The 20,216-nt window shown below is 71.9% G+C and carries 22 protein-coding genes, 4 tRNA genes and 1 pseudogene; 8 read left to right on the top strand and 19 right to left on the bottom strand.

Going from position 1 to position 20,216, the window contains the following annotated elements; all coding sequences use genetic code 11:
- Positions 1-133 precede the first annotated feature (133 nt).
- The gene (locus BBH68_RS26650; RefSeq protein ID WP_065966190.1) at positions 134-1,789 is read left to right on the top strand and encodes a hypothetical protein; all 1,656 of its coding nucleotides are present in this window, start codon (positions 134-136) and stop codon (positions 1,787-1,789) included.
- A 73-nt stretch (positions 1,790-1,862) separates the two neighbouring features.
- Here the strand turns inward: BBH68_RS26650 and BBH68_RS26645 are convergent, their stop codons facing one another.
- From BBH68_RS26645 to BBH68_RS26630, 4 genes are all read right to left on the bottom strand, one after another.
- Entirely contained in the window at positions 1,863-2,423 is a 561-nt protein-coding gene (locus BBH68_RS26645; protein WP_065966106.1) for an HIT family protein, read from the bottom strand.
- A 145-nt stretch (positions 2,424-2,568) separates the two neighbouring features.
- Positions 2,569-4,548 carry a threonine--tRNA ligase gene (thrS, locus tag BBH68_RS26640; protein WP_065966100.1) on the bottom strand — a complete coding sequence of 660 codons (1,980 nt, stop codon included), beginning with the start codon at positions 4,546-4,548 and terminating at the stop codon, positions 2,569-2,571.
- Positions 4,549-4,739: 191 nt separating this feature from the next.
- Entirely contained in the window at positions 4,740-5,966 is a 1,227-nt protein-coding gene (locus BBH68_RS26635) for a hypothetical protein (RefSeq protein WP_065966098.1), read from the bottom strand.
- Entirely contained in the window at positions 5,966-6,544 is a 579-nt protein-coding gene (locus BBH68_RS26630; RefSeq protein WP_065966097.1) for a DUF4365 domain-containing protein, read from the bottom strand. Before BBH68_RS26630 ends, BBH68_RS26635 begins: the two co-directional genes overlap by 1 nt.
- A 161-nt stretch (positions 6,545-6,705) precedes the next feature.
- Between BBH68_RS26630 and BBH68_RS26625 the strand changes: the two genes are divergently transcribed.
- A complete protein-coding gene (locus BBH68_RS26625; RefSeq protein WP_065966093.1) occupies positions 6,706-7,431 on the top strand; it encodes a 3'-5' exonuclease in 726 nt (241 codons plus the stop codon).
- A gap of 130 nt (positions 7,432-7,561) precedes the next feature.
- Positions 7,562-7,738 (top strand): hypothetical protein, encoded by a 177-nt coding sequence (locus BBH68_RS42130; protein ID WP_158080284.1) that lies wholly within the window; start codon positions 7,562-7,564, stop codon positions 7,736-7,738.
- A 36-nt stretch (positions 7,739-7,774) separates the two neighbouring features.
- Here BBH68_RS42130 and BBH68_RS26620 read toward each other — a convergent pair whose 3' ends face one another.
- The 10 genes and pseudogenes from BBH68_RS26620 to BBH68_RS26575 form a co-directional block, all read right to left on the bottom strand.
- Positions 7,775-8,152, bottom strand: coding sequence for a VOC family protein (locus BBH68_RS26620; protein WP_065966091.1), 378 nt, complete (start codon positions 8,150-8,152; stop codon positions 7,775-7,777).
- A gap of 157 nt (positions 8,153-8,309) precedes the next feature.
- A tRNA-OTHER gene (locus BBH68_RS26615) sits at positions 8,310-8,376 on the bottom strand.
- A gap of 65 nt (positions 8,377-8,441) precedes the next feature.
- Complete coding sequence (locus tag BBH68_RS26610; RefSeq protein ID WP_065966089.1) at positions 8,442-8,909, bottom strand: SRPBCC family protein; 468 nt, start codon at positions 8,907-8,909, stop codon at positions 8,442-8,444.
- 157 nt (positions 8,910-9,066) lie between these two features.
- A pseudogene (locus BBH68_RS26605) lies at positions 9,067-9,405 on the bottom strand (exo-rhamnogalacturonan lyase family protein); the annotation flags it as partial.
- Positions 9,406-9,509: 104 nt separating this feature from the next.
- Positions 9,510-10,166 carry a hypothetical protein gene (locus tag BBH68_RS26600; RefSeq protein ID WP_065966085.1) on the bottom strand — a complete coding sequence of 219 codons (657 nt, stop codon included), beginning with the start codon at positions 10,164-10,166 and terminating at the stop codon, positions 9,510-9,512.
- A gap of 11 nt (positions 10,167-10,177) precedes the next feature.
- Positions 10,178-11,002 carry a carbohydrate ABC transporter permease gene (locus tag BBH68_RS26595; protein ID WP_425428852.1) on the bottom strand — a complete coding sequence of 275 codons (825 nt, stop codon included), beginning with the start codon at positions 11,000-11,002 and terminating at the stop codon, positions 10,178-10,180.
- A 29-nt stretch (positions 11,003-11,031) separates the two neighbouring features.
- Positions 11,032-12,036, bottom strand: coding sequence for a carbohydrate ABC transporter permease (locus BBH68_RS26590; protein WP_065966081.1), 1,005 nt, complete (start codon positions 12,034-12,036; stop codon positions 11,032-11,034).
- A 10-nt stretch (positions 12,037-12,046) separates the two neighbouring features.
- Complete coding sequence (locus tag BBH68_RS26585; RefSeq protein ID WP_065966079.1) at positions 12,047-13,327, bottom strand: ABC transporter substrate-binding protein; 1,281 nt, start codon at positions 13,325-13,327, stop codon at positions 12,047-12,049.
- A 220-nt stretch (positions 13,328-13,547) separates the two neighbouring features.
- Positions 13,548-13,619, bottom strand: a tRNA-Val gene (locus tag BBH68_RS26580).
- Positions 13,620-13,696: 77 nt separating this feature from the next.
- The gene (locus tag BBH68_RS26575; protein WP_065966078.1) at positions 13,697-14,152 is read right to left on the bottom strand and encodes a TIGR02611 family protein; all 456 of its coding nucleotides are present in this window, start codon (positions 14,150-14,152) and stop codon (positions 13,697-13,699) included.
- Between the two features lie 191 nt (positions 14,153-14,343).
- On the opposite strand from BBH68_RS26575, the gene BBH68_RS26570 reads away from it, so the two are divergent.
- Positions 14,344-14,757 (top strand): SsgA family sporulation/cell division regulator, encoded by a 414-nt coding sequence (locus tag BBH68_RS26570; RefSeq protein WP_003959770.1) that lies wholly within the window; start codon positions 14,344-14,346, stop codon positions 14,755-14,757.
- A 283-nt stretch (positions 14,758-15,040) separates the two neighbouring features.
- A complete protein-coding gene (locus tag BBH68_RS26565) occupies positions 15,041-15,598 on the top strand; it encodes a CGNR zinc finger domain-containing protein (protein ID WP_065966077.1) in 558 nt (185 codons plus the stop codon).
- Positions 15,599-15,616: 18 nt separating this feature from the next.
- On the opposite strand, the gene BBH68_RS42125 is transcribed toward BBH68_RS26565, so the two are convergent.
- On the bottom strand, positions 15,617-15,787 hold the full coding sequence (locus tag BBH68_RS42125; protein ID WP_170066600.1) for a hypothetical protein: 171 nt from the start codon (positions 15,785-15,787) through the stop codon (positions 15,617-15,619).
- Between the two features lie 68 nt (positions 15,788-15,855).
- Positions 15,856-16,290, bottom strand: a complete 435-nt coding sequence (locus BBH68_RS26555; protein WP_065966188.1) for a hypothetical protein — start codon at positions 16,288-16,290, stop codon at positions 15,856-15,858.
- A gap of 215 nt (positions 16,291-16,505) precedes the next feature.
- On the opposite strand from BBH68_RS26555, the gene BBH68_RS26550 reads away from it, so the two are divergent.
- Positions 16,506-17,057 (top strand): DsbA family protein, encoded by a 552-nt coding sequence (locus BBH68_RS26550; RefSeq protein ID WP_065966075.1) that lies wholly within the window; start codon positions 16,506-16,508, stop codon positions 17,055-17,057.
- A gap of 49 nt (positions 17,058-17,106) precedes the next feature.
- On the opposite strand, the gene BBH68_RS26545 is transcribed toward BBH68_RS26550, so the two are convergent.
- Genes BBH68_RS26545 through BBH68_RS26535 form a run of 3 tightly spaced genes read right to left on the bottom strand, consistent with a single transcriptional unit; the run spans position 17,107 to position 19,857 of the window.
- Complete coding sequence (locus BBH68_RS26545) at positions 17,107-17,937, bottom strand: GNAT family N-acetyltransferase (RefSeq protein WP_065966073.1); 831 nt, start codon at positions 17,935-17,937, stop codon at positions 17,107-17,109.
- Between the two features lie 43 nt (positions 17,938-17,980).
- Positions 17,981-18,808 (bottom strand): aminotransferase class IV, encoded by an 828-nt coding sequence (locus BBH68_RS26540; protein ID WP_065966072.1) that lies wholly within the window; start codon positions 18,806-18,808, stop codon positions 17,981-17,983.
- Positions 18,805-19,857 (bottom strand): chorismate-binding protein, encoded by a 1,053-nt coding sequence (locus BBH68_RS26535; protein ID WP_065966069.1) that lies wholly within the window; start codon positions 19,855-19,857, stop codon positions 18,805-18,807. Before BBH68_RS26535 ends, BBH68_RS26540 begins: the two co-directional genes overlap by 4 nt.
- A 182-nt stretch (positions 19,858-20,039) precedes the next feature.
- Here BBH68_RS26535 and BBH68_RS26530 point away from each other — a divergent pair.
- Positions 20,040-20,112: transfer RNA gene (locus tag BBH68_RS26530), tRNA-Gly, on the top strand.
- 26 nt (positions 20,113-20,138) lie between these two features.
- A tRNA-Cys gene (locus tag BBH68_RS26525) sits at positions 20,139-20,209 on the top strand.
- The last annotated feature ends 7 nt before the right edge of the window (positions 20,210-20,216 follow it).

Genomic DNA, 20,216 nt, shown 5'->3' with positions numbered 1-20,216 from the left:
CGGGCGGCCGTCACCGGGGCGCGGCGCCCGGTGTGAGGGTTTTCCACAGGGAGCGACGCCCTGGCGACAGGGACGGCACACCCCCGATACGCTGAGGTCGCAGCTCAAGCGGCATGCGGTATTGGGGGCGTTGGTGACGGCGGACGGATTCGACTTCAGCCCGGGGGCGCAGGTCCCGCTCTCCGGCGCGGCAGGGCAGACCGAGGTGACGCAGGCGCTCGCCTCGGCCGCCTACCGCGACAGCCCGGTGGCCAAGCTGCTCGACGCCAACTCGGAGTGGACGGTCTCCGAGGTCAAGCCACCGAAGATCTCCCTGTTCGAGCCCAACCTGGGCGAGGCCTTCTCGCGCGCGGTGCAGCTGCGGATGCTGGGCGGCGGCCGGGGCCAGGTGATCCAGTCCTTCGGCATGGAGCCGCAGACGGTGGTCGAGCACTGCCTCGCGGCCAACCGCATCCGCAAGACGAGGGACGCCCGGCTCACCGCCGTCATGGTGATCTTCGGGCTGCTCTTCCTCCCCGGGGTGCTGCTGTGGCTCGGCGCCTTCCAGCTGCGGCGCACCATCGCCGGGGCCCAGGACAAGCGGATGGGGGCGCTGGGCACCGTCTTCCTGGTGGGGCTCGCCGTGCTGACCGCCATCTTCCTGATCAAGCTCCCCTTCCACGGCTTCTGGGGGATCTATCTGCGCGGCGTGGTCGTCGCCCCCATCGTCGGGTGGTACGTGGCCAAGCAGATCAGCGAGCGCACGGCCAAGCATCTGCGGGAGTGCTGGGAAGGCCTCCTCACGGGCGGCGGGATCGGCGCCAAGGTGCCCGAGACGGTGCCGAACCACCCCGGCCAGAAGTCGGCCGAGGACCTGCGCAAGGCGCTGCACAAGCTCACCGCCGAGCAGTACAGCAATGTCGTCTTCTACGCCGGCCCCAAGGGCATACTCGGCATGGGCACCCGCTGGGGCAGCTGGCAGCTCGCCGAGGACCTGGTGTCGGCCGACCCGGGCAAGGAGATCGACCCCTTCCGCAGCTGGGACGTGATACGCGCGATCCACGACCAGCTTCGGCTGCTGGAGCGCACCCCGCTGCACACCGGCGGCTTCCCCACCCCCTCGGTGCGCCACTGGGTGGTCTCGCCGATCGCGGAGGGCGCCAAGTCGGTGGCGCGCGGCGGCACTTCGGAGGAGGAAGGCTTCCAGATAAAGGGCGTCGAGCTGCAGAGGATCTGCGACGAGAACCATTTCGGCCCCGGCGACCGGCACTACCTGGGCGTGCAGTTCGTCCTCTGGGACGGCCAGTTGGTGATCACGCTGCTGGTCACGGTGACCCTGCTGCACAAGACGCTGCGGATCGAGGTCACCGGCCACGCGCTCGGCCCGGTGCACCCCCTGTTCACCACCAAGCCCTCCAAGCCCTCCAAGACGGTCAGCAAGACCTTCAAGTTCTGGGAGACCAAGTCGGTCCCGCTGCCGCTCGTGGACGCGAAGGAAGTGGTGCGGCTGGCCGTCCGCGCCCCCTTCACCTGGTACCCGCCGCTGCTGGACCACCTGGGCGGGAAGCTGGTCCTGCCCGAGCCGTTCGGCCTGCGCCACGCCTGGGCGGACAAGCCGTGGCGGCACCGCTTCATGGCGGACGACGCGCTGCGCGCCGCCACCCCCGTGCTGCGCGTGGTCCACGAGGCGGCGATCGGCGTGCTCAAGCACCACGGCGTGGACACCGAGCGCTTCGGCAGCCGCTCGCTGGCGCTCAGCGGCCAGGTGCAGGACGTGGCCCCGAAGAAGGCCGACCTCTACGACGCGTGAGCGGCGCCGGTCCCGGCCGGGCGGCCGGGACCTCGGTCGGCCGCGCGGGGCTGCCCCGAGGGGCGGGCCCCGGTTACGGCCGCGGCCAGGCGTCGGCGATCATCCGGCGGGTGTCGGCCAGCAGTTGGGGCAGCACCTTGGTGTGACCGACGACGGGCATGAAGTTGGTGTCCCCGCCCCAGCGGGGCACCACGTGCTGGTGGAGGTGGGCGGCGATTCCGGCGCCCGCGGTGGCGCCCTGGTTCATGCCGATGTTGAAGCCGTGCGCACCCGACGCGGTACGCAGCGCGACCATGGCGGCCTTGGTGAACTCCGCCAGCTCGACCGTCTCGTCGGCGTCCAGCTCGGTGTAGTCGGCGACGTGCCGGAAGGGGACCACCATGAGGTGTCCGCCGTTGTACGGGTACAGGTTGAGCACGGCGTAGACGTGCCGGCCCCGGGCCAGGATCAGCCCGTCCTCGTCGGACTTCTCCGGGATGGAGCAGAAGGGGCAGCCGTCCCCGGCACCCGGGCCGGTGGGCTTGTTCTCGCCTTGGATGTACGCCATCCGGTGGGGGGTCCACAGGCGCTGGAACGCGTCGGGCGTCCCCACTCCGATCTGCTGCTCCGGCTCACTCGTCATGCGGGCCAGCATATTCGTCCGAGGCGGCGGAGGATGCGGTGAGGGGCGACCCCGTGCGGGACCGCCCCTCGAAACCCCACAGAGGTGGAGAGCACGTGGTCAGCAGGTGCGGGCCACGGCAAAGGTCCGGATCACCCCCGCATCAGCGGGGATCACATCACACCTGGATCCGGCGCTCCACGGCGTCGACGATCTCAGCGATGGCCTCGTCGATGGGGATGCCGTTCTTCTGCGAGCCGTCCCGGTAGCGGAAGCTGACCGCTCCGGCCGCCATGTCGTCGTCACCGGCGATGACCATGAACGGAGTCTTGGCGCGCTGAGCGTTGCGGATCTTCTTCTGCATCCGGTCCGAGGACGAGTCCACCTCGACCCGCAGCCCCTTCGCCTTGGCCTTGGCGGCGAACTCCGCCAGGTACGGCACATGGCTGTCGCCGATCGGGATGCCGACCGCCTGGACCGGCGCGAGCCAGACCGGGAAGGCGCCCGCGTAGTGCTCCAGCAGCACCGCGAAGAAGCGCTCGATGCTGCCGAACAGAGCGCGGTGGATCATGATCGGCTGCTGCCGCGAGCCGTCCGCCGCGGTGTACTCCAGCTCGAACCGGGCGGGCTGGTTGAAGTCCACCTGGATGGTCGACATCTGCCAGGTCCGGCCGATCGCGTCCTTCGCCTGGACCGAGATCTTGGGCCCGTAGTAGGCCGCGCCGCCCGGGTCCATGACCAGCTCCAGGCCCTGCTTCTGGGCGGCCTGCCGCAGCATCTCAGTGGCCTCGGCCCACTGCTCGTCGGACCCGATGAACTTGTCGCTGTCGTCCCGGGTGGACAGCTCCAGGTAGAAGTCGCTCAGGCCGTAGTCGCGGAGCAGGTCCAGCACAAAGGTGAGCAGCGAGTCCAGCTCGTCGGGCGCCTGCTCCCGGGTGCAGTAGATGTGCGAGTCATCCTGGGTGAAGCCGCGGGCCCGGGTGAGGCCGTGGACGACGCCGGACTTCTCGTACCGGTAGACCGTGCCGAACTCGAACAGCCGCAGCGGCAGCTCACGGTAGGAACGCCCGCGCGCCTTGAAGATCAGGTTGTGCATCGGGCAGTTCATGGCCTTGAGGTAGTAGTCCTGCCCCTCGAACTCCATGGGGGGGAACATGCCCTCCATGTAGTGCGGCAGGTGCCCCGAGGTCTCGAAGAGCTTGGCCTTGGTGATGTGCGGGGTGTTGACGAACTCGTAGTCGGCGTCCTCGTGGCGCTTGCGCGAGTACGCCTCCATCTCCCGGCGGATGATCCCGCCCTTGGGGTGGAACACCGCCAGGCCCGAGCCCAGCTCATCGGGGAAGGAGAACAGGTCCAGCTCGGCGCCCAGCTTGCGGTGGTCGCGCTTCTCGGCCTCGACCAGGAAGTCCAGATACGCCTTGAGCTCGTCCTTGGTCGGCCAGGCGGTGCCGTAGATCCGCTGGAGCTGCGGGTTGCGCTCACTGCCCCGCCAGTACGCGGCGGCGCTGCGCATCAGCTTGAACGCCGGGATGTTCCGGGTGGTCGGCAGGTGCGGCCCCCGGCACAGGTCGCGCCAGCACAGCTCGCCGCTCTTCGCGTCGAGGTTGTCGTAGATGGTCAGCTCACCGGCGCCGACCTCGGCGGACGCGCCCTCGGCGGCATCCGCGGCCGACCCCTTGAGCCCGATCAGCTCCAGCTTGTACGGCTCCGCCGCCAGCTCCTCACGCGCGGCCTCGTCCGTGACGGGGCGGCGGGAGAACTTCTGGCCCCGCTTGATGATCTCCTGCATCTTCTTCTCGATGCGCTTGAGATCGTCCGGGTGGAAGGGGGTCTCGACGTCGAAGTCGTAGTAGAACCCGTCCTTGATCGGCGGGCCGATGCCGAGCTTGGCCTCCGGGAAGAGCTCCTGCACGGCCTGCGCCATGACATGCGCGGTGGAGTGGCGCAGGATGTCCAGGCCGTCCTGGCTGGTGATCTCGACCGGCTCGACCTCGTCGCCCTCGGCGACCTCGTACGCCAGGTCCTTCAGCTGCCCGGCGACGCGGGCGGCGACGATCGAGCGGTCGCCGTCGAAGAGGTCCGCCGCCGTGGTGCCCGTGGTCACCACGCGCTCTTCCCGCTCGGAATCGCGTTGGATGATCACACGGACGTCTGACACCGGTCTCTCCTGACTGATGGGGTCACTCGGGCAGCGATTGCTGCGCAGCGTGAATCGTACCGAGCCGGAGGGCCGGACCGCGAAACGGTTAAGGAGGGCGATCACCGCCGTGGGTGAGCCCGGCGGCCGGGGTCAGGGCCAGGGGGCGTCTTGTGGATCACGCCGGGCATCCGTCGCCGTGCTCCTCCTGGCTAGGGCCCGCCGCACGGCTCCTCGAAGCAGTCCGCGCCGTCCAGGTGCTCCCGCAGCGACTTCAGCAGCCGGTCCCGGTCCGCCTCGTCGACCCGCACCGGCGTGACGTCCCTGGCCCCGGTGATCCGGCGGAATCCGCCCCGGCTCTCCAGCCTGCCGCTCACCCGGATCGGCAGCCCCACCAGGTGGGCGTGGACGGCGATCCGGTAGTCGTCCTCCCCCAGCGCGACCCGCACCTGCGCCACATCGGCGCCGGTGAGCACCCGCAGTCGGACCGTCCCGGGGCCGCCCGGGCCGGTGCGCCGCAGCCGTACCACCGCGCCGGTGACCCGCACCGGCACAGCCGGCTCGGAGCGTACGTAACGGACCCCGGCCTCCCGCAGGGCCGGCAGGTCGCCGGGGCTGAAGTCCACGGGCTCGGGCCGGGCCGCGACGCCGGGTGGCGGGCCGGCCCCGGGCGACCACTCCAGCGCCACCCGGGCCCCCTCCGTCCCCTCGACGAGGGACACCACCGCCTCGGTCAGCTCGCGGCTCACCCCCGCCTCCACGGCGGTGTCGAAGGCCTCCTGCCCGCCGGTGGTCCGCTGGTAGTCCACGGCGTCGCGCAGCGCGTGCAGCGCGCGCAGCAGCGTCCCGGTGACGGCCCGCCCGTGCTCCACCGGCACGAAGACGGTCAGCTCGCGCCCGCCCGGGCCGGGCGGTCCGACCAGGATGTGCTCCAGGGACGCCTCGGCCTCGCGGCGGTGCCGTGCCCCGTAGTAGCCCGCCCGCCCCCGGGCGGCCAGCGCGCCGGCCAGCAGCGTGGCGCGGGCGGCAGCGCTCAGCCGCTCCTGCGCGCTCCAGGCGGCGGCGCCCGACCGGGGCTCGGGCACCTCGCGCCGCCAGCGGATCTCGTCGCTGGGCACGGCCAGGCCGATCAGCACCTCGCGGGCGGACGGGGCGGCGCTGCGGGCCAGCGCGGTCACCGCCTCGCCGAGCAGGTCGCCGCTGTCGGGGAACTCCCGGCTCTCGGGCACCAGCAGGCTCGTGCCGCCGCTCCTGCCGCCGCCCGTGCCGCCGCCCGGGTCGCCCGGCGGTGTCCAGCGCGCGTACCGCCCCGCCGCTCCCCCGCGCCGCCGCCAGCCGTGGCGGGCCAGCAGGGCGCCGAGCACGACGGGGTCCACCTCGTCCGGGGAGGGGACGGGCGGGGCGGGGGCGGGCTCGTCGGTCGGGCGGTACCGGTCCATCAGGGTCTCCCTCCCGCCCCGACCCGGGTCATGATCTCGCAGAGCGCGCGGTCGTCGAAGATCCGCGAGGTCGGGATCCGCACGGTGGTCCGGCGGCTGCCCGTGACGGGATGGCCGGCCAGATTGATCCAGTAGCAGCAGTGGCGCAGCGCGAGGCGGTCGTGGCCGGCCCGCAGCCAGTCGTCCCGGGCGCGCGGCACGATCATCACGACGAGGATCTTGTGGACCGAGACCGGGCTGCGGGCCAGCTTGACCAGGTGGTCGTTGTCGAGGGTGAAGGAGAAGGTCGGCCCGGGCGGGTGGGGGGCGATCTGGTAGGTGGCCTTGAGCTGCACCTTGATCGTCACTTCGTCGTCGACGGCGTGTCCGCGCGCGCTGTGGCTCACGTGCCAGTCGATGCCGTGGTCGGGGAAGGGCTGCGCCAGGGAGCAGCCGGCCGCCGCCGCGACCGCGTGCAGATAGCCGACCTGCAGGGTCTCCATGCAGGCGGTGGTGGCGAGGGAGCCTCGCGGCGGTGCGATCCGCTCGGGCAGCAGACTGCTCGCCGGCGTGGCCGGGTCGGGCTGCGCGAGCGCCATGTCGTCGAGCGCCTTCCGGGTATTGCCGGTTACTTCACAGATGTTGTCTCCGCGTCAGGACCCCGGCAAACGGCGGCGGTTCGAGCCACTCTTCCCGGGTATCACCAGGTGGGGCGGGGTCGTAGGAGCCATTCGGTGAGCGAGCACGAGGAGTTGAGGCCATGCCGTCCTGGTTCGAGGGGCCTCTCGCCGCATTCGACACGGAGACCACGGGGATCGACGTCGAGCGGGACCGGATCGTGTCGGCGGCGCTGGTGGTCCAGCGCGGGGCCGGAAGCCTTCCGGAGGTCAGGCGCTGGCTGGTGAGCCCGGGGATACCGGTGCCGGAGGCGGCCACCGCGATACACGGGCTGACCGACGCGCATCTCCAGCGGCACGGCAGGTGGCCCGCCCCGGTGATGGACGAGGTGGCGCGGGCGCTCGCCGAGCAGGCGGCGCGGGGCACCCCGGTGGTGGTGATGAACGCGCCGTTCGATCTGACCCTGTTGGACCGGGAGTTGCGGCGGCACCGCAATTCGAGCCTGTCCTCGTACGTCTCGCTGCGCTCGCTGTTCGTCCTGGACCCCCGGGTGCTGGACAAGCACCTCGACCGCTACCGCAAGGGCCGCCGCACGCTCACCGACCTGTGCGCCCACTACGGCGTGGAGTTGACGGGGGCCCATGACGCGGCGGCGGACGCCACGGCCGCCCTGGAAGTGGTGCGGGCGGTCGGCCGCCGTTTCACCTCCCGTCTGGGGACCATGACGCCCGCGGAGCTCCACGACCGGCAGACGGCGTGGTACGCGGCGCAGGCCCGCGGGCTGCAGGCGTGGTTCGCGCTCAACGGCTCGCAGGAGACCTGCGACCCGGCCTGGCCGCTGCGGCCGGAGCTGCCCGCGGCGGCGTAGGGGGGCGGCGCCGTGTCGTGCGCCTCCCGCGGCCTGGTGTTTGGCCGCGGCGCGCCGGGATACCCGCCGCGGCGTTCGTATCTCCCCCGGGGCCCGGCCGGGCCCCGGCCGACGCGGAAGAGGAGCCGGCATGGGCGAGCACCGCCACAAGGCCGACACGGCGGCCGAGGAGCTGACGGAGGAGGCCGAGGAGGCGCAGACGGCGACCGAGGACGAGCGCGGGAACCAGGCGGCCGGCGGCAAGGGCGGCGACCCGATGACGCCGAGTGCCGACGCGAACGAGGACGCCGTCGAGCGGTCGCGCTGACGTTCGCACCGCCGGGCAGCGCGGGGGTCCGCGCCGTCAGGCGCAGCGCAGCGAGAAGGGGTGGCCCGCCGGGTCCGAGTAGAGGCGGACGTCGCGCGGGCCGCCGTTGTGCTTGGTGTCGAGCGGCCGCGCCCCCAGGTCGATGACCTGCCGCTCGGCGGCGTCCATGTCGCCCTGGGCCACGATCAGTTCGAGGTGGGCCTGTTGCGAGTCGTCCGGGCGGGGCCAGCTCGGCGGGGCGAAGCCGTGGTCGCGGAGGAAGGCCATCCGTGCCCCGCTCTTCGCGACGATTTCGATCCGGTCCGCGTTGGTCATCGCCTGGATCTCCGCGCCGAGCAGGGTCGCGTAGAACTCCGCGAGCGCTTCGGGCTCGGCGCAGTCCAGGGCCAGGACGGTGGTTTCCACGGCGGCCATGAGTTCCCTCCCGTTCGCGTATCCGGCGATATCTCCGGCTACCCGCCTTCGGGGACGGCACGCATGCTTTCCTCGGCCCAGGGCGCTCCGGGCCCCGGGCGCCCCGCCGGTACGCGTCGAGGCCGGGCCGCCTGCTGGCGGCCCGGCCTCGAGGGGGTGGGCGATACTGGGTTCGAACCAGTGACCTCTTCGGTGTGAACGCTCTCCCACTGAGCTAATCGCCCCGGGGTCCCGGTGGGGTGCTCCCCGGTGGAACGACGTGAACAATACAGGTCGCGAGGGGTCTCGTTCAAACCGGATACGCGCCGGACGGCGGCGTGGCCAGGTGCGCCCGCAGGCCCCGCAGCCCGCTCCGCATCATCAGCGCGTGGTTGAGGCGGAAGAGGGGGCGGCCGGGGAGCGCGAACCGGCGCAGAAGCGGCTTGCGGACCACCACCTCCTGGTCGAAGACGGCGCGCGCGCCGGTGCCGCGCGCCGTCACGGTCCAGCGCGCCCACCCCTCCAGGTCGCCGGACATGGCCAGCTCCAGCACCCCGGCCGCCGGGTCCTGGCGCGCCTCGCGGACGGTGATGACCAGGTCGTACGGGATCAGGGAGCGGAAGCGGGCGGTGCCGGTCCGCTCGTCGGACCGGACCGCCTCGCGGACCTGTGGCCACCACAGCGGATAGTCGTCTCCCGCCGCGAGCAGCCGGTAGACGGCGGCGGGCGGGGCGTCGAGGTCCCAGTGGCTGTGGAAGCGGTAGCGGCACCAGTCCATCCCTCCAGTCTGCGACGGCCCCGCCCCCGACGGGCCGCCACCCTGCGGACAGGCCGCCACCGCCCGGACGGCCCGCCCGCGCCGCCCGCCATCGCCCCGACGACGGCCCGCCGGGGCGCGGCGGGGGCCGGGGCGCGGCGGGCCGCCCGGGTGCCGGTCAGCCCGGCAGCTTGTCGCCGATCAGCGCGAGGTTCTGGATCGCGGCCAGCCCGTACTGGGCGGTGGAGTTGGTGGACACCCAGGCGGCCTCGACACCGGGCTCCAGCACGTCGGGCCCCGCCAGCTCGACCGTCTTCCAGCTCGTCGTGGCGTCGGGGTAGCCGTCGCCCTCGGAGAACTTCCGCCACGCCCGCTTGATGAGCGCCTCGTCCTTCAGCCGCGCCCCCGCGTACGCGTCGAGCCGCGAGTGGCCCTGGAAGAGCAGCAGGGAGCCGAAGTCCGTTCCGTAGCGGGCCTTCTGCTCGGCCTTGGTGGCGTTGAAGTAGCGGCAGTAGTCGGAGACATGCCCGAACCTACCAACGGGGGTCAGGTTCATGACATGGAGCTGGGCGAGGGATCGCGGGGGTGGGCCCGGACCCGTCTACGGCCGCCGGGCCGCCGTCAGCCGCGGGCGGGCCGCGGCTCCGCTTCGCTCGCCGCCGCGGGCCCGCGGCGGCGGTCGACCGCGACGGCGCAGGCCGCCAGGGCTCCCACGGCGGGCGCGACCAGCGGCAGCAGTTGCCAGGCGGCGACGGTGACCACCGCGAGCCCGCCGGCGAGCAGCAGCGAACCGCCCAGGTCGGCGCCGAGGCCGCGGCGGGCGGCGGCCCGGGCCACGGCGGACCAGCCGAGGCCCGGCCGCCACTGGGCGGCCGTGCGCAGCCCGAGCACGATCACCGTGAGCGTCCCCGCCACGCTCACGGCGATCAGCGCGGGCCCGCCGGGCAGCGCCCCGGAGCGGGCCACCCGCAGATCGAAGGCGAGCAGGGCGAGCGCCGCCCACCACAGGAGCGAGAACCGCCAGCCGGCGCGCGTGGCCTCCCGCAGTCCGGCGAGGAAGTCCCGCCAGGTGGCGCGCTCCCCGTCCAGGTGGCGGCGCAGATGCGCGCACCCGGCCGCGAAGGCGGGCAGCAGGGTGACCGCGGGCAGGGCGGCGAGCACCACCCACACCCCGGTCAGCAGGGACTCCGCGAACGCGGAGAACAGGAACAGCCGTGACTCCCGCCGCGCCGCCCGCCGCCCGGCCCGCGGCCGTGCGCTCGCCTCCCGTACGTCCATGGCGCCGCCCCTCAGCCCTTGAGCCCGGAGGTCGCCGCGCCCTCGACCAGATAGCGCTGGAAGGCGAGGAAGAACAGCAGCACCGGCGCCAGCGCCACCAGCGACATGGCGACCATGCCGCCGTAGTCGGCGACGGTGTCCTGGTCGATGAACATCTTCAGGCCGAGCGAGACCGTGTACTTGTCCGGGGTGTTCAGATACAGCAGCGGTCCGATGAAGTCGTTCCAGGACCAGATGAAGCTGAAGATCGCGCTGGTGATCAGGGCCGGACGGCACAGCGGGAGCACGATGTTCCAGTAGATGCGCAGATGGCCGCAGCCGTCGATGCGGGCCGCCTCGTCCAGCTCCTTGGGGAGATTGCGCATGAACTGCATCATCAGGAAGACGAAGAAGGCGTCCACGGCCAGGTACTTGCCGAGCAGCAGCGGCACGAAGGTGTTGATCAGTTCCAGCTTCTGAAACAGCACGTACTGCGGAATGATCAGCACCTGGAAGGGCAGCAGCAGCGTCGCGATCATGGCCGAGAACAGCAGGTTGCGCCCCGCGAAGCGGATCCTGGCGAACGCGTAGGCCGCCAGGGAGCAGGAGAACAGCACTCCGATCACCGAACCCACCGAGATGAACAGCGAGTTGTAGAAGAAGCTGGAGATCGGGATGTCGGCGATGCCCTCCGACAGCCGCCGGTAGTTGTCGGTGATGGGGTCGGTGGGCAACAGCTGCAGACTGCCGACGATCTTGTCGCCGGGCTTGAACGAGGCGCCGATCACCCACACCACGGGGTAGAGGATCACGGCCAGCAGCGCGAGCGCCCCCACGTGCCACCCCACGGACCGCACCCTGCGCCGAGCCGTACTCGTCAGCGCCGTCACCGGGCATCCTCCTCGTAGTGCACCCAGCCGCGCTGGGTCTTGAACAGCACCACCGTCACCAGGCCGATGCCCAGCATCAGCATCCACGCCATCGCGGAGGCGTAGCCCATGCGCAGGTTGCGGAAGCCCTGCTCGTACAGGTACCAGGTGTAGACCAGCAGCGAGTCGGCCGGACCGCCCGCGCCGGAGCCTCCGGTGCCGCCGATGACCACCGCCGAGGTGAAGACCTGGAACGAGTGGATGAGTTCCAGCAGCAGATTGAAGAACAGCACCGGGGAAATCATCGGCAGGGTGATGGAACGGAACCGCCGCCACCGCCCCGCGCCGTCCATCTCCGCGGCCTCGTACAGCTCGCGCGGGACCTGCTTCAGTCCGGCGAGGAAGATCACCATCGGGGCGCCGAACTGCCAGACGGTGAGGGTCACGAGGGTGGGCAGCATCCAGTCCGGGTCGCCGATCCAGCCGCCGACGTCCCAGCCGAAGAGACTCATCGACTTGTCGACGATCGCGTCGTCCTGGAAGACCGACCGCCACACGATGCCAATGCTGACGCTGGCGCCGATCAGGGACGGGGCGTAGAAGGCCGAGCGGTAGAAGCCCTGCCCCTTGCGCGGCTTGACCAGCAGCAGCGCCACGCCGAGGGCGACCAGCAGCTTCAGCGGGGTGCCGATCAGGACGTACTTCAGCGTCACGTCGACCGAGGTCCACCACCGGTCGTCCTGGAACATCTCCCGGAAGTTCTTCAGGCCCACCCACGTGGGCGAGTCGAAGAGGTTGTAGTCGGTGAACGCCAGGTAGAGCGAGACGAGCATCGGGCCGAGGGTGAGCAGCAGGATCCCGACGCACCACGGCGTCAGGAACAGATAGCCGGCCAGCGTCTCCCGGCGCCCCCGCCGCCGCGCGAGGGCGGCGGCGGGGGCGGCTTTCGGGGCCCTGGCCTCCCGCGGTGCGGGATCCTTGCGTCCGAGATCGTCCGCCGCGGAGGTCTTGGTAGGGGTCACGGAGCTCTCCTCAGGAGCCGAGCGCGGTCTTCGCCTCGCTGAAGAACTGGTCGACGGCGTCGTCCACCGAGGTCTTGCCCTGCGCGACCTGGCCGTAGATGCGCAGGAAGGCGGCCTCCGCGACATCCGCGCCGGCCGGGTGCGGAGTGATCGGTTCCAGCTTGTCGGTGACGCTCTCCTCGTACTTGGCGATCTTGGCGTTCACTCCGGTGGGCTTGAACGCCTCGTACTGCGCGTTGGTGGGCAGCACCCCGCGGTTGTAGCCCATGATCTTGCCGACCTCGGGGTCGTGGGTCATGAAGTCGATGAACTTCGCGACTTCCTTGGGGTGCTGGGTGCGGGCGGAGCCGCTCAGCATCAGGGAGGAGAGGTACTGCCCGGTCTTCTTCCCGTCCAGGGTCGGGATCGGGCCGAGGTCGAGATCGGTCTTGGTCTCGGCCGCGAAGCGGACCAGGAAGTTGTCCCAGGTGAACTCGGCGGCGGCGAGGTCGGCGCTGATCGTGGCCTTGGGCTTGACCTGCTCGGCCTTCTTGGCCGGGACCAGTACGCCGTCCTTGTTCCTGCCGTACCAGTCGCCCCACCATTTCTTGAGGTCGTCCTCGGTGAAGCCGAGCTTCTTGTCCTCGGTGAAGAAGGCCTTGCCCTCCTGGCGCAGATACAGGTCGTAGAGGTACATCACCCCGGCGTTGTCGCCGGCGCCGTAGAGGCCGTCCCCGTTCTTGCTGACCTTCTGGGCGGCGGAGAAGAACTCGTCCCAGGTCCAGCCGTCCTTGGGGGTCACCCCGGCCTTCTTGAACTCGGTGGGGTCGTAGAACAGCGCGAAGGTGTTGGCGCCGACGGGCACGCCGTAGAGCTTGCCGTCCACCTCGCCGGCCTTCTCCAGCCCGGCCCGGAAGTCCTTCATGCTGAGGTTTCCGGCCTTCACCTGCTGGTTCAGGTCGAGCAGGATGTTCTTCTCGCCGTACTTGCGCAGGAACGCGACCGAGTTCTGGAACACGTCGGGCGGGTTGCCGCCCGCCGCCTGGGTGTTGAACTTGCTCCAGAAGTCGGCGTACTCGGCGAAGTCCGTCTTCACCTTGATGTTCGGGTACTTCTTCTCGAACAGCTCGACCGTCTTCTGGATCATCTCGGCGCGGTCCTTCGCCCCCCACCAGGAGTAGCGGATGGTCACCGTGCCGTCGCCGGAGCCACCGCTGCCGCCCCCGCATCCCGAGGCCAGCAGCCCCAGCGCGAGCAGGCCCACCGCGGCCGCCCGCAGTCTTCCGCTCCTCCGCACCCATCGAGCACTCATGAGACGCCCCTCCCGGGCAGGTCGTCCGACTGCCCAACGAGCCTTGAAACGTTTTAGGAAAGCGCTTGCCGGGCTAAGTTATGAACGTCTCCCCCGGACGTCAACGGTTCGGGCAGAATCAATTCGAAGCGCTTCACCAAAAGCGCCCCGTCCGGTCAGGACGGGGCGCGAAAACACCGAGGGCCCGGAGGCATGAAGCCTCCGGGCCCTCGGTCCAGGGTGGGCGATACTGGGTTCGAACCAGTGACCTCTTCGGTGTGAACGAAGCGCTCTCCCACTGAGCTAATCGCCCTGGCGCACGCCCAACATTAGCGCATGCCGAACCATGCCCCCGACCACGGCCGGCTCAGGGCCGGCCACCCCCGGCCGTCACTCCTTGATCTTCCACGGCATGACGAGGCCGAACTTCACCACGTACACCGCCACCGCCGCGGCGCAGATCACCGCGGCGATCGTGGTCAGGATGAGGTTGCGCTTGCGCACCCGGGGGTCGAGGGCGCGCTGCGCCGCCTCGGTGACCTTGCGCTTGGTCCAGCGCAGCACCAGCTGGGCCCAGACGAACTCGGTCGCCCAGATCGCCATGCCGGCGAAGATCACCAGCCACCCGGGGCCGGGCAGCGGCAGCATGATGATGCCGACGACCACCACCGCGAGCCCGACGATGAACACCCCGACCTGCCAGCTCAGGTGGAGCGCCCGGGACCTCTGGATGAACTGCGGCGCCCGCGAGCCGAGCGCCGGCTCCTCGGCAGCGCCCTCCCCCGCCGCGGGCCCCGGGGCCGCCGGCTCGGTGACCCCCTGCCGCTCGTCACTCTCCGCGTTCATGTGACCCAACCTACCTGATCGAAAACCGTTCACCGGAATGGCGGTACCGACCACCCGGAGACTGCGCTGCTAGAGCTACTGGAAGGACCACAAAACGGGCAGAGGGGTTTACAACGGCACCGTAGGTGGCATGTCGATTTCGCCGACGTGCGAATCCCCGAGCGCACACTGAGCGAAAGGCCCTGGCGCTTATGAACACCACGGTCAGCTGCGAGCTGCACCTGCGCCTCGTTGTGTCGAGCGAGTCCTCACTGCCTGTACCCGCGGGCCTGCGGTACGACACGGCCGATCCCTACGCCGTGCACGCCACCTTCCACACCGGAGCCGAAGAGACGGTCGAATGGGTCTTCGCCCGCGACCTGCTCGCCGAGGGCCTGCACCGGCCCACGGGCACCGGCGACGTCCGCGTGTGGCCGTCCCGCAGCCATGGGCAGGGCGTCGTCTGCATCGCCCTGAGCTCCCCGGAGGGAGAGGCTCTGCTCGAAGCCCCGGCGCGGGCCCTGGAGTCGTTCCTGAAGCGGACCGACGCCGCGGTGCCACCCGGCACCGAACACCGTCATTTCGACCTCGACACGGAGCTCTCCCACATCCTGGCGGAGAGCTGAGACCCGGAGAGAGCTGAGCGCGCGGCCGTCCGACTCGGGGAGACGGCGCGAGCCCGGCCGCGGCATGAAGGCAGTGACATACCGACAACGTCATAGGCAGGCGACGGTGCCGTCGCCGCGGAGCCGTCCGCGGCGGCGGCACCGCCGTGTCGGGAACGCGGCGGCGGCACCGCCGTGTGGGGAACGCGGTGTCGGGAACGCCGTGTCGGGAACGCCGCTAGAGTCGGTCAGATCGAAGGGCAGGCGAGTGCAGCCTCCGATCCGGCCGGCCAGGGAGCCAACCGTGCTGATCAACCACGACACCCGGTGCGCGCTCGACGCGGTCGTCGCCCTGGTGAACACCACCCCCGAGGGCGACGGCCCGGACGGCCTGACAGACGTCGACGCGCTGCGCCGCTTCGTGGCGCACCACGCCATCAGCGACGTCGGCACGCTCGAGGAGCGGGACCTGGTGGCCGTGCGGGCGGTGCGCGCCCGGTTCGCCGAGGTCTTCGCCGCGCCCGACACCCGGCGCGCCGCCGAGCTGCTCAACGCGATGGTCGCCGCGGCGGGCACCACGCCCCGGCTCACCGACCACGACGGCTACGACTGGCATGTGCACTACTTCGCTCCTGGGGCGTCGCTGGCCGACCACCTCGCCGCCGACGGCGGCATGGCGCTGGTGTTCCTCCTGGAGGCGGGCGAGCGGGGGCGGCTGCGCCGCTGCGAGGCGCCGGACTGCGGGTACGCCTTCGTCGACCTCTCGCGCAACCGCTCGCGCCGCTACTGCGACAGCCGCACCTGCGGCAATCGTCTGCATGTGGCCGCCTACCGCGCCCGGCGCCGGGAGGCCGCCGGCTGAGCGCCCGGCGATGGGCGCTCACCACCGGTGGAGGTCGTGGAGGGCGGTGACGAACAGCAGGGTGCCCACGAACGCGAGGAAGAGCATCAGCGGGGGCTGGGAGAGGGCGAAGAGACAGCCACGCGGCTCCTCGCTCGGCGGTGCGGGGGGTGTTTCGATAGGGGATCGCTCCCCGGGTGTGTGCGGCATCTCGCGGAAGATCATGGCGCAGGGGAACCATGCCCGCGGCCGGGGAGCCGTAATTGACCGGTTGAGCGTCAGATTCCGTGCTTTTTGAGAATGGCCTCGATATCCGAGAAGTCGTCCGTGCCCGAGCTGGCTCCGGACTTGGTCGCTCCCCTGGTCCGCCCGGGCCCGCGGGTACCGCCGCCGGCGCCCAGCGCGGGGGCCCCGCCCCGCTCCGCCGCCGCGCGCCGCTCCTCGCGGGTGCCGCCGCCCCGGCGGCGCTCCACCGCGCGGCTCACCGCGAGCAGCAGCCAGGACAGGCCGAGCACCCCGAAGCCCAGCCAGACGGCCGGCTTGAAGACCAGGTCGGCGACCCAGTCCAGGACGCCCGTCATCGCCAGGCCCACCGGCAGCAGGGCGTAGCCGGCGATACGGGTCGCGGCCAGGAAACGCCTGCGGTACGCCGTCACGAAGGCGACAGCGAGGCCCGCCGCGGATGCCGCGGCGCAGACCGTGTCAGTCAGCAGCATCGGGTCCTCCTGCCGATCGGGTGCCGAGTTCCCATCGTGCACCCTCGCGACGGCATGAGGGCCGTGCCGGGGAGAAGGATCAGGGACATCTCCGGGCAGCGCTCCTCCCCGGGGGCGAGGCCGCCGGGGAGGAGCCCGCGAGGCGAGGCCGCCGGGGCCCGATGTCGCGGTCCGGATTCGGAGGACCCGGCTCCGGCTGGAAGACTGGCCCCATGAGCGACCCCCAGCCCTCTCCGTCCCCCGGCCCCGGTGAAGGGGCCGGCCCCGGCCGCCCCCAGCCCGTCGTGCTGGATGTGTGGTGCGAGCTCCAGTGCCCCGACTGCCGTACCGCGCAGACCGACCTGGACGCGCTGCGCGCCCGCTACGGCGACGCCCTGGAGATCCGGATACGGCACTTCCCGCTGGAGCGCCACCAGCACGCCCACGCCGCCGCCCAGGCCCTCGAGGAGGCCATCGTGCAGGGCCGGGGCTGGCCGTACGCCGAGGCCGTCCTGGCCCGGGCCGAGGAGCTGGCCTCGCGCGGCGAGGTGGTGCTGGTGGAGGTCGCCCGGGAGCTGGGCCTGGACGCCGAGGAGATGGACACCGCGCTGATCGACGGCCGGCACATCCTGATCGTGGACGCGGACCAGGCCGAGGGCAAGGCGATCGGGGTGACCGGCACCCCGACGTATGTGATCGGCGGGGAGCGGCTCGACGGCGGGAAGAGCCAGGAGGGGCTGCGCGAACGCGTCGAGGAGATCGCCGACCGGCTGCTCGCCGGCTGAGCCGGGGCCCGGGGGCCGGAGCAGCCGCGCGGTCAGCGCGGCCGCGGCGTCAGAGCAGCCGCTTGTAGAGGTGGTACTGGGTCGACCGGTAGCCGAGCGACTCGTACAGCCGCAGGGCCGGGGTGTTGCCGCCGAAGACGTGCAGCCCGATCGCGCGGGCCCCCGCCTCCAGGGCGTCTCGCTCGGCGGCCAGCATGAGGGTGCGGCCGTGGCCGTGGCCGCGGTACTCCTCGGCGACCAGCACCGAGAAGACGTACGCCTCCGGGGACTCCCCCGGGCGCAGCGAGACCCATATGGTGCCCACGTCCGTGCCACGATGGGCGAGGACGCGCAGCAGGGCGCCCGGCGTCGCGGGGCCGTCCGGCAGGAGGGTGGGGTACTCGGCGTCGGCCTTGGCCCGGGCCGCCTCCTCGGACACCCCGCGCTCCAGCCAGTCGCGGATGTAGTCCGCCCGCTCGTGCTCGAGCCAGGCCGGGTACTCCGCCTCCCCCATGGGCCGTACCTCGCTGCCCGGCGGCAGCTCGGGAGCCTCGGTCAGCTCCTTGACCATGTTGCGGCTGCGCTCGCCGAAGCCGAGCGCCCCCGCGAGCCCGAGCCCGGCCGTGGCCTCTGCCGGGATGCTCACCGCCACCTGCGTGCAGCCCCAGCCGCGCAGCACCTCCTCGGCGGCCAGCGCGGCGACCGTGCCGCGGCCGCGGTGCCGGTCCGGCGCGTCGATGTCCAGCCGCTCTATCCGCCCGACATCCGCGCCCAGCCGCTCGTCGGTGGCGAGCTGGAGGGAGCCGATGGGGCGGCCGTTGACGGTCACCTCGTACGAGCGGGCCCGCCCGCCGTTCTCGGTGCGCTGTTCCGGCCCGGTGGGCCGCAGGGTAGTGGTCACGATGGTGTTCTACCTGCCCTGCGGGCGGTCGTCACCAGGTTTTTCAGGGGTCGAGGTCGTCGGCCGCCCGCTCGGCGAAGATCCGCATCGCCCGCGCGGTGACGGGGCCGGGCGCGCCGGGCAGCGGCCGCTCGTCCAGCCGGTGGAGCGCCTGGACGTCCCGGGTGGTGGAGGTCAGGAAGATCTCCTCCGCCCGTTCCAGCACGTCGAACGGCAGATCCGTCTCCTTGGCGCCCACCCAGTCGAGCACGAGCTGCCGGGTGATGCCGGCGAGGCAGCCGGAGGCGAGCGGCGGGGTGTGCAGCTCCCCGTCGAGGACCACGAAGACGTTGGACCCCGTGCCCTCGCACAGCCGCCCGAGGGTGTTGGCGAACAGCGCCTCGCTCGCGCCGCGCTCCCGCGCGCGGGCGAGCGCCACGACGTTCTCGCCGTACGAGGTGGTCTTCAGCCCGGCCAGCGCCCCGCGCTCGTTGCGGGTCCACGGGACGGTGATCACCGCGGTCGTATCGGGCCGCCGCTCGGTCTCGACGAGCGCGACGACCAGCGTCGGTCCCGCCGTGCCCCGGTCGGAGCCGAGCGGTGAGACCCCTCCCGTGTAGGTGATCCGCAGCCGGCCGAGCGGCACCGGGCCGGCCTCCAGCACCGCCGCGCAGGCGCGCCGCACCTCGTCCAGGTCCGGTTCCGGCAGCCCCAGGCCGCGGGCCGAGCCGGCCAGCCGGTGCAGATGGCGGGTGAGCGCGAAGGCCTGTCCGTCGACTGCCTTGACCGTCTCGAAGACCCCGTCGCCGACCGTCAGCCCATGGTCGAGGACGGACACCCGCGCGCTGTCCGCCTCCCTCAGCGAACCGTCGAGCCAGATGGCGAGTGTCATCGTGCGGTGCCTCCCGTCGGCTGGGGCGCGCCCGACGCCACGGAGAGCAGTCGGGCGGCCTTGAGTTCGGTTTCGTCCCATTCGCGCTCCGGGTCGGAGCCCCAGGTGATGCCCGCTCCGGTACCGAAGCGCAGCACGGGGCCGCCGGCGGCCGCGCGGTCGATCCAGAAGGTGCGTATCCCGACCGCCAGCTCGCCGGTGCCCCGGTCCGCGTCCACCCAGCCGACGCCGCCGCAGTACGGGCCGCGGGGCGCCGTCTCGAGCTCCTCGATGACGCGCAGCGCGCTGGACTTGGGCGCTCCGGTGACGGAGCCGGGCGGAAAGGCGGCCGCGAACAGCTCGGGCCAGCCCGCGCCGGCCGCCAGTTCGCCGCGCACGGTGGACACGAGGTGGACCAGTCCGGGGTGCTCTTCGATCGCGCACAGGGCGGGCACGGTCACCGAGCCGGTGGCGCAGACCCGCCCCAGGTCGTTGCGGACCAGGTCCACGATCATCACGTTCTCGGCGTGGTCCTTCTCCAGCAGGTCCGCCGCCTCGCGCCCGGTGCCCTTGATCGGCCCGGACTCGACGGTCCGCCCGGCGCGCCGCAGGAAGAGCTCGGGCGAGGCCGTGGCGACCTCGACGCCGTGGTCCGGCAGGCGGACGGTGCCGGCGTACGGGGCGGGGTTGCCCAGGGCCAGCAGCGCGCTCAGCTGGTCCACGTCGGCGCGGTCGGGGTCGGGCAGCGGCGCGGTCAGCACCCGGCACAGGTTCGCCTGGTACACCTCCCCCGCCGCGATGCGCCGCCGGATGCGCCGTACGCCCTCGGTGTAGGCGGCGCGGTCCAGCGACGAGGTCCAGTCCTCGGGGGCGGGGCCGCGCCAGCGGCCGGGCGCCGGGACGGGCTCGGGTCGTACGTCCTCGAAGCGGGCACAGACCAGGCCGCCCTCGAAGTCGGCGACCACCGCCCAGAAGCCCTCGGAGTCCAGGGCCGCGGGGTCGCTGGTCACCTCGCGGAGACCGGTGGCGACGAGGCCGCCGAAGCGAGCCAGAGGGGGCAGGTCGTACACGGTTGCGAGTCTAGGGCGGTGGTCCCGGGGACGCGGCGGGAGGGGCTTCCGGCCGCGGGCAGGGCGGCACGCTGCGGAAACGGAAGGAGCACCCTGCGCAAACGGAATTTGAGCTGGCTGCGGAATCCGCTAGAGTTCAACACGTCGCCGGGACGCGGAAGCGCCCCGGAGAAACGACACCTGCGGACGTGGCTCAGTTGGTAGAGCATCACCTTGCCAAGGTGAGGGTCGCGAGTTCGAATCTCGTCGTCCGCTCGGAGTGGGGGTTCCGGCCCCTGCGTGGTGGAGTGGCCGAGAGGCGAGGCAACGGCCTGCAAAGCCGTCTACACGGGTTCAAATCCCGTCTCCACCTCATTAGC

The organism is Streptomyces sparsogenes (assembly GCF_001704635.1).
Taxonomy (GTDB): domain Bacteria; phylum Actinomycetota; class Actinomycetes; order Streptomycetales; family Streptomycetaceae; genus Streptomyces; species Streptomyces sparsogenes.
The sequence above is the reverse complement of the archived record's forward strand: the minus strand, read 5'-3'. Positions and strand labels throughout refer to the sequence as shown.

Excerpts from the sequence above, each read along its gene's own strand:
- BBH68_RS26645 (WP_065966106.1), bottom strand. The coding sequence starts at position 2,423 with ATGCTGGCCCGCATGACGAGTGAGCCGGAGCAGCAGATCGGAGTGGGG.
- BBH68_RS26635 (WP_065966098.1), bottom strand. The coding sequence starts at position 5,966 with ATGGACCGGTACCGCCCGACCGACGAGCCCGCCCCCGCCCCGCCCGTC.
- BBH68_RS26630 (WP_065966097.1), bottom strand. The coding sequence starts at position 6,544 with ATGGCGCTCGCGCAGCCCGACCCGGCCACGCCGGCGAGCAGTCTGCTG.
- BBH68_RS26625 (WP_065966093.1), top strand. The coding sequence starts at position 6,706 with ATGCCGTCCTGGTTCGAGGGGCCTCTCGCCGCATTCGACACGGAGACC.
- BBH68_RS42130 (WP_158080284.1), top strand. The coding sequence starts at position 7,562 with ATGGGCGAGCACCGCCACAAGGCCGACACGGCGGCCGAGGAGCTGACG.
- BBH68_RS26620 (WP_065966091.1), bottom strand. The coding sequence starts at position 8,152 with ATGGCCGCCGTGGAAACCACCGTCCTGGCCCTGGACTGCGCCGAGCCC.
- BBH68_RS26610 (WP_065966089.1), bottom strand. The coding sequence starts at position 8,909 with ATGGACTGGTGCCGCTACCGCTTCCACAGCCACTGGGACCTCGACGCC.
- BBH68_RS26600 (WP_065966085.1), bottom strand. The coding sequence starts at position 10,166 with ATGGACGTACGGGAGGCGAGCGCACGGCCGCGGGCCGGGCGGCGGGCG.
- BBH68_RS26585 (WP_065966079.1), bottom strand. The coding sequence starts at position 13,327 with ATGAGTGCTCGATGGGTGCGGAGGAGCGGAAGACTGCGGGCGGCCGCG.
- BBH68_RS26575 (WP_065966078.1), bottom strand. The coding sequence starts at position 14,152 with ATGAACGCGGAGAGTGACGAGCGGCAGGGGGTCACCGAGCCGGCGGCC.
- BBH68_RS26570 (WP_003959770.1), top strand. The coding sequence starts at position 14,344 with ATGAACACCACGGTCAGCTGCGAGCTGCACCTGCGCCTCGTTGTGTCG.
- BBH68_RS42125 (WP_170066600.1), bottom strand. The coding sequence starts at position 15,787 with ATGCCGCACACACCCGGGGAGCGATCCCCTATCGAAACACCCCCCGCA.
- BBH68_RS26550 (WP_065966075.1), top strand. The coding sequence starts at position 16,506 with ATGAGCGACCCCCAGCCCTCTCCGTCCCCCGGCCCCGGTGAAGGGGCC.
- BBH68_RS26540 (WP_065966072.1), bottom strand. The coding sequence starts at position 18,808 with ATGACACTCGCCATCTGGCTCGACGGTTCGCTGAGGGAGGCGGACAGC.